Genomic DNA, 13,057 nt, shown 5'->3' with positions numbered 1-13,057 from the left:
TTGATAGCTGCTAGCGCTTGATACATAAGCACCAGAGGCAATTTTGATTCAAAATTTGGAGCCCATCGCCCGCAACACAGGGGGCTGACGCGCAGATTGCCCGCTGGCCTACACCGTGCGCCACAGCCACGGGTTTCAATCCCAAAGGTCTGAAACACCTCGGGAGAAGCCCATGAAACCCCTCATTCTTGATTCCACCATGACCAACATGGGCGGCGTTTTCTACCCCACCGGCCATGTGTTCGCACTCTTCCCCGACGAAGACTGCGTGCGCCAGGCCGCCACCGCGTTGCAGGCCGCCGGCCACCAGGGCGACACCGCCTACGCCAGCCCCGAGGTCATTCTGCAAGAGATCGTCCGCACCCTGGGCACGGCAGATGCCCCGATGCCCTCGGTGGGCGCCGAGGGCGACATGGTGCGCCGCATTGCCGACCTGGCGGGCACTGGCCACCACGGCATGCTGATCGCCATGGCCGACAAAGACAATACCGACACCCTGGTGGAAGCCATTGCCCCCCAAGGTGCAGTCACCGCCTTCTACTACCGCACCTTCATCATCGAAGACCTGATCTCACAGCCCGCCGGTGACGGCCCGCAATCGGTGGTGGTGGGCACCCACGCAGCAGAAGGCTGAAGCTTGCGTTCATCGCGCAGCAGCGGTACCGGCCGGGCTGGCGACGCTGGTTGAAAACGGCAGAAGGAGTTTTGGCCGCGAGTTCCAGCAAATCCATCCAGGGCGCAAAGGCCCAGTGCTTGCGCCCGGGAAACGCTGCCGCAATGCCGTACCGGGGCATCACCAGCAGGATTTGCCGGTGGAACCCCACGGCCATGAACACCCCGCGCTCCAGCATGCTCCACAACTGGTCGGCGTAGTGCGCAGCCCCCATGCCCATAGACACCGTGGGCGCAAACATCCTGGCGACCCAATCGCGCGATACCAGCTGGCGGCCATTCCACTCGCCGCCACGCAGGTAGAGCAGCGCCAGGCGCGCCATGTCGCGGGTGCGCATCTGCACGCCAAATTCGCCGGTGGAGGCACCTTGTGGATCCGCCTCCCGCGATACATCCCGCAAACCCAACGGGCCAGACAGATGCGTCAGGGCGTAGGCATGGTCAGCGGGGCTTGCGTGCCGATGGTTTGGCCGCCCCGGTCACACGCGGCGGCAAGCCGGTGTGCTGGGTCAGCATGCGGCCCTTTTGGGGCTGCCCTGGCTTGGCAGGCCGGGATGGCAGCACTTTGGCGGCTTCTGCCTTCTGTCCCACGGGCGTCGAGTTCTTGCGCCGCGCACTCTGGTATCCGCCGTCGGTCAGCGGCTGGAAGGTCGGGATCAGGTGGTGCTTGCCGTTGCCGATCAGATCCGCGCGGCCCATGGCCTTGAGCGCCTCGCGCAGCAGAGGCCAATTGTTGGGGTCGTGGTAGCGCAGGAAGGCCTTGTGCAGGCGGCGGCGCTTGTCGCCGCGCACGATGTCCACAGCCTCGCTGTCGCGCGTGATCTTGCGCAGCGGGTTCTTGTTGCTGTGGTACATGGCCGTGGCCGTGGCCATGGGGCTGGGGTAGAAGGTCTGCACCTGGTCGGCACGGAAGCCATTCTTTTTCAGCCAAATGGCGAGGTTCATCATGTCCTCGTCGCTGGTGCCCGGGTGCGCGGCAATGAAGTACGGTATCAGGAACTGCTTCTTGCCCGCTTCTTCGCTGAACTTCTCGAACATCTGCTTGAACTTGTCATAGCTGCCGATGCCCGGCTTCATCATCTTGGTCAGCGGCCCCTGCTCGGTGTGCTCGGGCGCGATCTTCAGATACCCGCCCACGTGGTGCTGCACCAGCTCCTTCACGTATTCAGGGCTTTTCACAGCCAGGTCGTAGCGCAGGCCCGATCCGATGAGGATCTTCTTGATGCCTTTGAGCGCGCGGCCACGGCGGTAGATCTTGATCAGCGGATCGTGGTTGGTGCCCAGGTTGGAGCAGATGCCTGGGTACACGCAACTCGGTTTGCGGCAGGCGGCTTCGATCTCGGGGCTCTTGCAGCCCAGGCGGTACATGTTGGCCGTGGGGCCGCCCAGGTCGCTGATGGTGCCGGTGAAGCCCTTGACCTTGTCGCGGATGTCCTCGATCTCCTGAATGATCGAATCTTCACTTCGACTCTGGATGATGCGGCCCTCGTGCTCGGTGATCGAGCAGAAGGTGCAGCCACCAAAGCAGCCGCGCATGATGTTGATCGAGAAGCGGATCATCTCCCACGCGGGGATCTTGGTCGCGCCGTCGTGGCTGCCGTTCTCGTCGGCGTAGCTCGGGTGCGGGCCACGGGCGTAAGGCAGGTCGAACACGTAGTCCATCTCCGCCGTGGTGAGCGGGATGGGCGGCGGGTTGATCCACACGTCGCGCGCGGTCACGCCCTCGCCATGCGCCTGCACCAGCGCGCGGGCGTTGCCGGGGTTGGTCTCCAGGTGCAGCACGCGGTTGGCATGGGCATACAGCACGGGGTCGCTTTTGACCTGCTCGTAGCTGGGCAGCCGGATCACGCTTTTGTCGCGTGGTGGCACCTTGAGCTTGGCCTTGAGCGCCGGGTTCGCCACGAACAGCATGGGCTGGATGGCGGGGTTGGGCTCGGCAGATTTTGGGTCTTTTTGGCCACCAGCGCTTGTTCCAACTACACTGGCAGCTACAGAATCAGGAGCATCATCCTTACTACAGGTGCTGCCTTGCGCAGCCGCCTGCTCGCTGGTCGTCATGTAGGGGTTGACGTGGGCCTCCACGCGGCCAGGCTCGTCCACGCTGGTGGAGTCGATCTCGAACCAGCCTTTGCCGGTCTCATCGTCGGGCCTGCGCACAAACGCCGTCCCACGCACGTCGGTGATCTGCTCGACCGGCTCGCGCGCGGCGATGCGGTGGGCCACCTCAACCAGCGCGCGCTCGGCGTTGCCGTACAGCAGCAGGTCGCACTTGGCATCCACCACGATGGAACGGCGCACCTTGTCGCTCCAGTAGTCGTAGTGCGCGATGCGGCGCAGGCTGCCTTCGATGCCACCCAGGATGATGGGCACGTCTTTGTAGGCCTCGCGGCAGCGCTGGCTGTAGACGATGGCGGCGCGGTCAGGGCGCTTGCCGCCGATGTCCCCGGGGGTGTAGGCGTCGTCGCTGCGAATCTTCCGGTCGGCGGTGTACCGGTTGATCATCGAATCCATGTTGCCCGCCGTCACGCCCCAGAACAGGTTGGGCTTGCCCAGCACCTTGAAGGGCTCGGCGCTTTGCCAGTCGGGCTGGGCGATGATGCCTACGCGAAAGCCCTGGGCTTCGAGCGTGCGGCCGATCACGGCCATGCCGAAGCTCGGGTGGTCCACATAGGCATCGCCCGTCACCAGGATGATGTCGCAGCTGTCCCAGCCCAGTTTTTCCATCTCGGCGCGGCTCATCGGCAGGAACGGGGCCGTGCCAAAGCGCTTGGCCCAGTACGGACGGTAGCTGGTCAATGGCTTTGCGGCGCGCGCAAAAAAGGAGACGTCAACGGGGGCGTTCATGCAGAGGAGTTTCGCGGCCGGCCCTTGTGCGTCAAGGGCGTCGTGGGGCGCGGCTGTGGTGGTTAACCCGCGATTTTACGGCGGCAAGCCCTTTTTGTCGCTGCTTGCGCGTTGCCCTTGTGCGTTGGAGGTCTTGATGAACATCAGGCATATACTTGCCAAAGTCAATCAATTGCATGACTATGGCATTCATAACCACAACCAGCACTCTATCCCAGCCCACCTCCACAGCCGTGAAGGCAGTGCGGCGTTTCAACCGCTTTTTTACCCGGCGGGTGGGCGTGCTCGACCCGTATCTGGGCAGCGACCTGTCGCTCACCGATGTACGCGTGCTGTACGAACTGGCGCACCGCGAGGCGCCCGTTGCCAGCGAACTGGCGCGCGACCTGGGCCTGGACGGCGGCTACCTGAGCCGCATCCTGCGCCGTTTTGAAGCATCCGGCTGGATCACCCGCAGCGCCAGCACCAAGGATGCCCGCCAGAGCATGCTCACCCTCACCCCCACGGGGCGCGAGGTGTTCGAGCCGCTGCAGCAACGCTCACGCGACGAGGCCGCAGCCCTGCTGACCCCCCTGCCCCCCGCGCGCCAGCAGGAGCTGGTGGACGCCATGGAACGCATCGAAGCCTTGCTGGACCCCGCCAACGCGGCGCCTAAGGCCACGCGCATGGCCGTGCTGCGCGACCCGGTTCCCGGCGATATCGGCTGGGTGGTGCAACAGCACGGCGAGATCTACTGGCGCGAATACGGCTGGGACAGCCGCTTTGAAGCCCTGGTGGCCGACATCGCCGCGCAATTTTTGCGCAAGTTCCAGCCCGCGTGGGAGCGGTGCTGGGTGGCCGAGCTGGACGGCGAACGTGTAGGCGCCGTGTTTATGGTGCGCAAATCGGCCACCACGGCCCAGCTGCGCATGCTGATCCTGTCGCCCAAGGCGCGCGGGCTGGGTCTGGGTGCGCGCCTGACTGACGAGTGCATCGCCTTTGCGCGGGCCAAGGGCTACAAGAAGATGGTGCTGTGGACCAACAGCTGCCTGGCTGCTGCACGGGGCATTTATGCCAAACGCGGATTCAAGCTGGTCAAGTCAGAGCCGTATGAAGGTTTTGGCCGGCAGCTGGTGGGGGAGACGTGGGAGCTCAAGCTGTAACATCGCCGGCTTGGCACCTCACGTCGACAACTACCCAGAGAAGAACGCATGCAACGCGCCGCCTGGCCTCCATTGATGTACTGAACGCCCGCAGCGGGAGCCTCCACTGCGCCTTTGGCACAGACGGTGGCAACCGCTGCCCTTGCTGGCCCCATGCCCGGGCCAGCGCTTTGCTTTTTTCGTCTTTTTCAAGTGCTCCGTTGCCATGACGGAGCTCGGAAGACGAAAGGCGTCAGTTCTCATCCTGGATACCGACATGCAACTTCTCGACACACTGGTGGCGCGCGCCATCCCTTGGGTGCCCCGCGCACTGATCCGCAAAATTTCTCGCCGCTACATCGCAGGCGACACCCTCGCCGAAGCCCTCGTGCGCGTGCAACAGCTCAACGCGCAAGGCTTCTCCGTGACGCTCGACGTACTGGGCGAAACCATCTCGACCCTGCAGCAGGCGCAGGCCACTGCCAACATCTACATCGAAGTGCTCCACGCCGTCCACGCCCAGGGATTGCAGGCCAACATTTCGATCAAGCCTTCCGCACTCGGACTGCTGCTGGATGCGCAGCAGTGCGAACAACTCATCCTGAGCATTCTCGACACCGCAGAGCACCACCGGAACTCCGTTTGCCTGGATATGGAGGACACCCGCTGTACCCAAAAGGAAATCGAATTGTTCGGACGCTTGCGGGAAGGCTTTGACAACGTCGGCCTGGCACTACAGGCGTATCTACTGCGCACCTACCAGGACATTGAGCCGCTCTTGCGCGAAGCCAGCACCTTGCGCATCTGCAAAGGCATATACGTGGAGGATCGCTCGCACCTCGTGCACGAGGCCTGGAACGACCGCAGTGCCATCAACGAACACTTCCTGAAGCATGTTGAGCGTTGTTTCGAAGCAGGTAGCTTCGTCGGCATTGCCACGCACGATGCTGCATTGATCGCGCGCATCGTCGAACGGGCGCGCCGCGATGACATCGATCGAAGCCAATTTGAATTTCAGATGCTGCTGGGCGTGTGCGAACCCCTGCGCGACAAACTGCGGGACATGGGCTTCAACGTGCGCATCTATGTGCCCTTTGGCAAGGACTGGTATGGCTACAGCACACGGAGGCTGAAGGAGTCTCCCCGAATCGCAGGGCATATCGCCAAAGCGCTGATCGGGCTCTGAAAACACCCCATAAAAAAATGGTCCCTCAGGACCATTTTTTTGTGACGCGGTGGCAATACCACCACCGGCAGCAGGCGAGACAGCTACCACTCCCCCACTTCGCGCACCCGCTGGGCCAAGTCCGGGATCGCATCGTCCTCCACAACGGGTGCTGCCTGCACTGGGGCCATGACCGCCTCCGCCACACTTGGCTGCGCGCGCTGGGGCATCAACCGACCAAAAACGTGGCTGGCGAGGGTTTCATGCAGGGGTGCGGTAAATGGTGCGGCAAACATGGCAGTTCCTTTTCTGATGGCCTGAGTGCTTTTAAATCGGTAGCAGCAGGTTAGGCCACAGCAACAAGCCTCAAGTGTAGGAACGAGCGCCTTTTGCAGGTGTGACAGAACGCACAAACAACACGGTTTTGTCACGAAGGGCGCGCTTATCGCGACAAACGGCACGGTGCACGCCACAAATCGGCCGAATCCGCCACGCCGTAAACTCTTCGCCCCATGTCACAGACCCTGGCTGCGCCCGCGCACAGCGAAATCATCATCAAGAAAAGCCGCTTCATCGGCTGTGTGCAACCCATGGCCGACCGTGCCAGTGCGCAGGCGGCGGTGGATACCCTGTGGAAGCAGCACCCCGGCGCCGCCCACATCTGCTGGGCGCTGCTGGCGGGCGGACAGTCGGCGGCGGTGGACGACGGCGAGCCTGGTGGCACGGCAGGCCGCCCCATGCTCGACGTGCTGCGCCACCAGGACCTGGAAGGCGTGCTGGCCACCGTGGTGCGCTACTTTGGTGGCGTCAAGCTGGGCGCAGGCGGACTGGTGCGAGCCTACACCGACACCATTGCCCAGGCCCTGCTGACTGCGCCCAAGGTCACGCTGCAACGCATGAAAACCCTGCAGTGCCATGTGCCCTATGCGCTGGAGGGGCTGCTGCGCCGCGAGATCGAGGCCGCAGGTGCGGAGCTGATCAACGTGCAGCACGGCACGCTCGTCACCCTGCAGTTGCGCTTGCCCGAGGCCCAGGCCGCCGCCTTTGTGCTGCGCATCAACAACAGCGGCCAAGGCCGCGTGGGCTGGACCGAGCCCGACGCCTGAGCTGGGAGTTTGGGCTGCATAGGGAGCATCGCTGCAACCCGCGATAAACCGGTCTCGCGCGTTTCGCTTCGATGCCTTCTGCCGCCCACCCTCCTGGGGGCAGCCCAGCCGGACCTGGCGCCGATTCGGAACAAATGCCTTTACGCCTACAAGCGCTGTAGCGGCAGGCCGCCACACTCAGAGCTTTACCGGGCTGCTAAGGAGACGCTATGAGCCAACCGCTCGACACCATCATCATCGGCGCAGGCACCGCCGGTCTGGCCGCCCTGCGCGAAGTGCGCAAGCGCACGGAACGCTACCTCATCGTCAACGAAGGCCCCTGGGGCACCACCTGCGCCCGCGTGGGTTGCATGCCCTCCAAGGCACTGATCGAGGCGGCCAACGCCTTCCACGGCCGCCATACGTTTGAAGAATTCGGCCTGCGGGGCGCCGGCGCGCTGACCGCCGACCTGCCCGCCGTGCTGCAGCGCGTGCGCGATCTGCGCGACGACTTTGTGGCCGGTGCCCTCAAAGCCACCAGCGAACTGGGCAGCGCACAGATGTCGGGGCGCGCCACCCTGCTGGGCCCCCACTCGGTGGACATTGACGGCACCGCCTACGCCACCCGCAGCATCATCATCGCCACCGGGTCACGCCCCAGCGTGCCGGAAGAATGGCTCGCGTTTGGCGACCGCATGCTCACCACCGACACCCTGTTCGAGCAAAGCACCCTCGGCCCTCGCATTGCCGTGATTGGCATGGGCCCCATTGGGGTGGAGATTTCGCAAGCCCTTGCGCGGCTGGGCTTGCAGGTGGCCGCATTCACCACGGGCGATACGCTGGCGGGCCTGATCGATCCCGTGCTCAACGCCGAACTGACAGCGCTGCTCAAGCAGGAAATGGTGCTGCACATGGGGGCCGAAGCGCAGCTGCGTGAAGTACCCGGCGGCATTGAAGTCACCAGTGGCAACAACCGCGTGGTGGTGGACCAGGTCATCGCGGCCATGGGCCGGGTGTCCAACATCCAGTACCTGGGCCTGGAGACGCTGGGGGTGCCCCTGGACCAGCGCGGCATGCCCACCGTCAATCCACAAACCCAGCAAATAGGCGATTTGCCCGTGTTTCTGGCCGGAGACGCCAACACCCATGCCCCCCTGTTGCACGAGGCCGCCGACGAAGGCCACATTGCGGGCATGAACGCGCTGGCTGACACCCCCACACGCTTTCAGCGCCGCACCCCGCTGGGCATCGTGTTCTGCGACCCCAACATCGCCACCGTGGGCCAGCGCTTTGCCGACATGGACCCCGCCCACACCGTCACCGGCACAGCCAGCTTTGACAACCAGGGCCGCGCCCGCACCGCGCAGCAAAACCACGGGCGCATCTGCATCCACGCCGACCAGGCCACCGGCCGCCTGCTGGGCGCTGAAATGTGCGCCCCACAAGGCGAACATATGGCCCACCTGCTCGCGCTGGCCATTCAGCAAAAACTCACCGTGCACGATCTGCTGGGTATGCCGTTCTACCACCCTACGCTGGAAGAAGGCTTGCGCACTGCGCTGCGGGATACAGCACGGCAATTGCCCCAGGGGCGCGAGTCTGATTTGGCGACGTGCACGGCCATTGGGGTGGAGGCGTTGGAGTAGGAGCCTTAGAGCCTGTTTACGATCTCCCAGGAGTCGCGCAGCGGTCTTTGCGGGATGGTATGCAAGGCGCGGTGCGCAGCCAATAGCTCGGCTATTGGCAAGCGCCGCAACGCCGCAGACCGCCCGCAAAGACCGCTGCCCGAAGGGTTGGAGCGAAATCGGGCGATTGAACGCCTCGGCTGCTTGCATGGGCATGAGCCCACGCGGCGCACCCGAAGCATCCACTCATCCCGATTGCGCTCCAACGCGACCCCTGGGAGATCGTAAACAGGCTCTTAGGGATGACCTGCACAACTCCCTGCGGTCTGTGATAGCGCGGTCTCGGGCGGTCCACTGCGTTGCTTTTCTTGCCTATAGCGGCTATTCGCTGCAAAAAGACGCCTTGTGCCCCATCCCGATCCGCACTACCACCGCCTCGCGAAGGTTATGCAGGTCATCCTTAACAGGGCAGAGATGTAACACCCCTCAAGCCCACTTCCCAAATTGCCGATATCCACCCATTACCCCAAGGAACCACCATGGACGTCGCCCTCACCAACAGCATCGTCAACACCGCCACCGCGCTGGCCAGTGCCAAGACGTCGGACGCGCTGAACATGGTGGTCTTGAAGAAGGCGCTGGACATGCAGGCCGTGTCGGCCGCCACGATGCTGGACGCCATGCAGCAGTCCATGCCCCAGCCGGCGCTGGCAACGTCTGGCACGCTGGGCACCCAGGTCAACACGTTCGCCTGAGCCCCTCGACAACCCAGAGCAAGGGGCGCGCAACTACCTCAGCCGCGCAGGCGACAGCCCTGCCACATCCACCTTCTCGCGCACCAGCTCCTCGGCCAGCGGCTCGCCGCGCAACAACTGCCGGGCCAACAACGAGGCACCCGCCGCGCTCTGGATGCCATACCCGCCCTGCCCGGCCAGCCAGAAGAAGCCGGGTACATGGTTGTCCCAGCCAATCACCATGTCGCCATCGGGCACGAACGAGCGCAGGCCCGCCCAAGTGTGGGAGGGGCGGCGGATCTGGAAGGTGGTTTTTTCCTCGATGTGATAAATCCCCGTGGCCACGTCCAGCTCTTCGGGCACCACGTCGTGCGGGTGCGTAGGGTCCGCGTTGGCGGGCGAGCCCAGCAGCTGGCCCGCATCGGGCTTGAAGTAAAAACTCTCGTCGATGCCGATCACCGCAGGCCAGTGCGTGGCGTCCATGCCCTCGGGCACGGCAAAGGTGAAGGCGGTGCGGCGGCGCGGCTCCAGGCCGATGGGCGGCACGCCTGCCAGGCCCGCCACCACGTCAGCCCAGGCGCCTGCGGCGTTCACGATGGTTGTGGCTTGCAGCACCCGGCCATCGACCAGGGTCGCCTGCCAGCTATCGCCAACGCGCTGCAGGGCCGTGACCTCGGCATTCGTCAGCACCTGGCCGCCGCGCTGGCGCAGGCCACGCAGGTAGCCCTGGTGCAGCGCGTGCACATCGATGTCGGCCGCCTCGGGCTCGCTCATGCCTGCGGCCACGGCTTCGGGCTTCAGGCACGGCAGCTGGGCCAGCAGTGCGGCCTGCTCCACCCATTCCACATTGGGCGAGATCGCATGGGCTTCTGCATAGGCCTGTTTCAGCATATCGAGCTGGTCCGGCCCGGCCACGTAGACCACGCCACGGGGCGAGAGGATGGGGTCTGACCCGAACTCCGGCGGCGGCGCGTCGTAAAAAGCGCGGCTCGCCCGCGTCAGCGCCTGGATGTTGGGTGTGCCGTAGGTAGCCATGTACAGCGCTGCCGAACGGCCGGTGGTGTGGTAGCCGGGCTGCGATTCGCGCTCCAGCAGCAGCACGCTGGCGCCCTCCCCACCGGCTTTGTCCTGTACCAACTGCCAAGCCACCGAGGCCCCCGCAATGCCCGCGCCAATGACGATGGTGTCCACTGTTTGCATGGTTGTGTCTCCTGGTTCGTTCAGACCGCAGACACTTGCGCCGCCGAGGTGGCACGGTCATCACGCGGCAGGCTGCGCGCATCACGCGGATCGGGCGCGCCGGTCACGATGGAGGTCAGCGCGGGCTCGGCGTTTGTTTGCATCAGCTTGGCGATGTCAGGCCGTGGGCGGGCCAGCCCGGCGATGCCCTTGAATGCCTGCTCCAGCGCATGGCCCACGCCCAGCGTGTGGCGGTCGGCGCGAAAGCGCCCCACGATCTGCAAACCAAACGGCATCCCCACGTCATCCAGCCCGCACGGCAAACTGAGCGCTGGGTGCGTGGTCAACGTGGTCACATAGGTCAGCGCCAGCCAGCGGTAGTAATTGGCCTGAGGCTCGCCGTTGATGTGGCTGGCAAACAGCTGGGTCCACGCAAAAGGCGACACGGGCGTGGTGGGCGCCAGGATCACGTCGTACTGCTCATACAACTTCTGGAACCGCGCCAGGATTCGCGTCTGCTCGGCCTGCGCCCAGGCGCTGTCCAGCAGGGTCATCGCAGCGCCCATTTCGTAGTTGGCGCGGGTGTTGGGCCCCAGGCTGGCGGGGTCGCGCTCGTAGGCCTCGCGCGTGCTGGCCACAAAGGCTTCGGCGCGCAGCACGTCAAAACAGCGGTGCACGTCGCCCAGGTCGATGTCGATGGCATCGCAGCGGGCAAACAGGTGCTTCATGGCCTGCACCTTCTGGCGGAACACGGCGCGGATGCTGTTGTCCACCGCGCAGGCGCCAAAGTCTTCGGTATAAGCCACGCGCAGGTGGCTCAGGTCCACCGTTTCGGGCAACAAGAAGCTCATCGGGTCGAGCGGGTAGCTCAGCGGGTCGCCTGCCGACATGCCCGCCGTGGCAGCCAGTTGCAGGCAGGCCTCTTCTACCGTGCGGCCCATGGGGCCCACCACCGAAATAGGAGTCCAGCCCAGCAGCTTGCGCGAGCTGGGCACCACCCCCGGCGATGGCCTAAAGCCCACCACGCCACAAATGGACGCCGGGATGCGCAGCGACCCGCCCGTGTCCGACCCCGTGCACACCGGCAGCATGTCGCACGCCAGCGCAGCGGCCGATCCGCCCGACGAGCCCCCGGCATTCAGGTTCGGGTTGAACGGGTTGCCGGTGGCGCCCCACACCGTGTTGCGCGAATTCGCGCCCGCGCCCATCTCGGGGATGTTGGTCTTGCCCGCCACGATGGCGCCCGCCGAACGCAGCCGCGCCACCAGCACGTTGTCCTCCGCCGGGATATTGCTGCGGTAGATCTCCGAGCCGTAGGTAGTCAGCAGCCCAGCCGTGGCTTCGAGGTCCTTCACGCCCAGTGGTAGCCCGTGCAGCAGGCCCAGCGGTTCGCCACGCAGCACCGCCTGCTCGGCGGCCTTGGCCTCGGTGCGGGCGCGGTCGTAGCAGGTGGCGGTGATGGCGTTGACATGCGGGTTGACGGCCTCGATGCGCTCAATGCAAGCATCGAGCAGCTCGACGGGCGAGACTTCCCGCGTGCCGATGTGATGGCGCAGTTCGTTGGCGGTCAGCTCGACCAGGGTGCTGTGTGAAGTCGTCATGTCGAATGTGTCTCCTTTTTCTTGCTTGCCTGGTGGGGCCCGATCAGTCTGCCGTGATGGCCGCACGCTGCGCAACGGCACGCATCAGAGGCAATTCCTTGTCGATCAACTCGCTCACCGCCTTGGCAGAAGCATAGGTGGGTTCAAACCCCACGGCGATCAGTTTGTCGCGGGTTTCGGGGTCTGCCACCACCTGCGCCAGCGTCAGCTCCAGACGAGCCTTGACGGCGGGCGGCAAGCCGCGTGGGGCCACCATGGCCAGCCAGGTGTCCATCTCCACGCCGGGGTAGCCACTTTCGGCCAGCGTGGGCACCTTGGGCAGCAGGGCCGAGCGCTTGCCCGCCGTCACGGCAATGGCCTTGATCTTGCCGTCTTTAAGCTGGGGCAGCGCGGCCGACACGGTATCGACGGTGAACGGAATCTGTCCGCCCATCAGGTCCACCATGGCGGGGGAGCTGCCCTTGTAGGGCACATGCTGGATCTTGAGGCCCGCCGCGTGGAAGAACATCTCGCCCGCAAACTGCGACGTGGTGCCGGCACCATACGAGCCGTACGAATACTTTTCGGGCGCGGCCTTCACCATGGCCACAAACTGCTTCACGTCGCTGACCGGCACGTCCTTGTTGGCCAGCAGGATCAGGCTGGTGCGCCCTGCGATGCCAATGGGCTCAAAACTCTTGACCGGGTCGTACGGCAGCTTGGCGCGCACGGCGGGGTTCACGGTGAAGGTGGTGCCCGAGCTCATCAGCAGCGTGTAGCCGTCCGGCGCGGCCTTGGCCACATAGGCGGCACCAATGGTGGTGCCCGCCCCCGCGCGGTTGTCGATCACCACGCTCTGGCCCAGCTTGTCGCCCAGCTTCTTGCCAATGAGGCGGCCCAGCACGTCGGTGGCGCCACCGGGCGGGAACGGAATCACCAGCGTGATGGGCTTGCTGGGAAAAGTCGCCTCTTGCGCCATGGCCGGGCCCCACGCAGCGCCCCCCAAAACACAGAGGATGGCAGAGGACAAAAGCAGTTGCTTGCGGTTCATG

At 64.8% G+C, this 13,057-nt stretch carries 12 protein-coding genes; 6 read left to right on the top strand and 6 right to left on the bottom strand.

Going from position 1 to position 13,057, the window contains the following annotated elements:
* Window positions 1-172 precede the first annotated feature (172 nt).
* Window positions 173-634, top strand: coding sequence for a hypothetical protein (locus ACT89O_RS12560; protein ID WP_121420036.1), 462 nt, complete (start codon window positions 173-175; stop codon window positions 632-634).
* Here ACT89O_RS12560 and ACT89O_RS12555 read toward each other — a convergent pair.
* Both ACT89O_RS12555 and ACT89O_RS12550 read right to left on the bottom strand, forming a co-directional pair.
* Window positions 555-1,016, bottom strand: a complete 462-nt coding sequence (locus ACT89O_RS12555; protein ID WP_487260177.1) for a hypothetical protein — start codon at window positions 1,014-1,016, stop codon at window positions 555-557. The two genes, ACT89O_RS12560 and ACT89O_RS12555, sit on opposite strands and share 80 nt — an antisense overlap.
* Before the next feature lie 97 nt (window positions 1,017-1,113).
* Window positions 1,114-3,516 carry a YgiQ family radical SAM protein gene (locus tag ACT89O_RS12550; RefSeq protein ID WP_487260176.1) on the bottom strand — a complete coding sequence of 801 codons (2,403 nt, stop codon included), beginning with the start codon at window positions 3,514-3,516 and terminating at the stop codon, window positions 1,114-1,116.
* Between the two features lie 176 nt (window positions 3,517-3,692).
* On the opposite strand from ACT89O_RS12550, the gene ACT89O_RS12545 reads away from it, so the two are divergent.
* The gene (locus ACT89O_RS12545) at window positions 3,693-4,658 is read left to right on the top strand and encodes a bifunctional helix-turn-helix transcriptional regulator/GNAT family N-acetyltransferase (protein WP_487260175.1); all 966 of its coding nucleotides are present in this window, start codon (window positions 3,693-3,695) and stop codon (window positions 4,656-4,658) included.
* Between the two features lie 205 nt (window positions 4,659-4,863).
* Window positions 4,864-5,823: a proline dehydrogenase family protein gene (locus tag ACT89O_RS12540; RefSeq protein ID WP_487260174.1), complete on the top strand. Its 960-nt coding sequence runs from the start codon at window positions 4,864-4,866 to the stop codon at window positions 5,821-5,823.
* Window positions 5,824-5,906: 83 nt separating this feature from the next.
* On the opposite strand, the gene ACT89O_RS12535 is transcribed toward ACT89O_RS12540, so the two are convergent.
* Window positions 5,907-6,098, bottom strand: a complete 192-nt coding sequence (locus tag ACT89O_RS12535; RefSeq protein WP_218301018.1) for a hypothetical protein — start codon at window positions 6,096-6,098, stop codon at window positions 5,907-5,909.
* A 216-nt stretch (window positions 6,099-6,314) separates the two neighbouring features.
* On the opposite strand from ACT89O_RS12535, the gene ACT89O_RS12530 reads away from it, so the two are divergent.
* The 3 genes from ACT89O_RS12530 to ACT89O_RS12520 all read left to right on the top strand — a co-directional run bounded on the left by ACT89O_RS12530 (window position 6,315) and on the right by ACT89O_RS12520 (window position 9,267).
* Window positions 6,315-6,908, top strand: a complete 594-nt coding sequence (locus tag ACT89O_RS12530; protein ID WP_487260173.1) for an IMPACT family protein — start codon at window positions 6,315-6,317, stop codon at window positions 6,906-6,908.
* A 209-nt stretch (window positions 6,909-7,117) separates the two neighbouring features.
* Window positions 7,118-8,533: a dihydrolipoyl dehydrogenase gene (locus ACT89O_RS12525; protein WP_487260172.1), complete on the top strand. Its 1,416-nt coding sequence runs from the start codon at window positions 7,118-7,120 to the stop codon at window positions 8,531-8,533.
* Window positions 8,534-9,051: 518 nt separating this feature from the next.
* Window positions 9,052-9,267, top strand: coding sequence for a putative motility protein (locus ACT89O_RS12520; protein ID WP_121420030.1), 216 nt, complete (start codon window positions 9,052-9,054; stop codon window positions 9,265-9,267).
* A 33-nt stretch (window positions 9,268-9,300) separates the two neighbouring features.
* On the opposite strand, the gene ACT89O_RS12515 is transcribed toward ACT89O_RS12520, so the two are convergent.
* From ACT89O_RS12515 to ACT89O_RS12505, 3 genes are read right to left on the bottom strand one after another with little or no spacing between them, the layout of a single operon-like run.
* Window positions 9,301-10,446, bottom strand: a complete 1,146-nt coding sequence (locus ACT89O_RS12515; RefSeq protein ID WP_487260171.1) for an NAD(P)/FAD-dependent oxidoreductase — start codon at window positions 10,444-10,446, stop codon at window positions 9,301-9,303.
* Window positions 10,447-10,466: 20 nt separating this feature from the next.
* A complete protein-coding gene (locus tag ACT89O_RS12510) occupies window positions 10,467-12,026 on the bottom strand; it encodes an amidase (RefSeq protein ID WP_487260170.1) in 1,560 nt (519 codons plus the stop codon).
* A gap of 43 nt (window positions 12,027-12,069) precedes the next feature.
* A complete protein-coding gene (locus ACT89O_RS12505; RefSeq protein WP_487260169.1) occupies window positions 12,070-13,056 on the bottom strand; it encodes a Bug family tripartite tricarboxylate transporter substrate binding protein in 987 nt (328 codons plus the stop codon).
* Between the last annotated feature and the right edge of the window lies 1 nt (window position 13,057).

Source organism: Acidovorax sp. NN32, from assembly GCF_057597245.1.
Note: the sequence above shows the minus strand (reverse complement) of the source record. Positions and strands in the feature narration are given on the sequence as shown.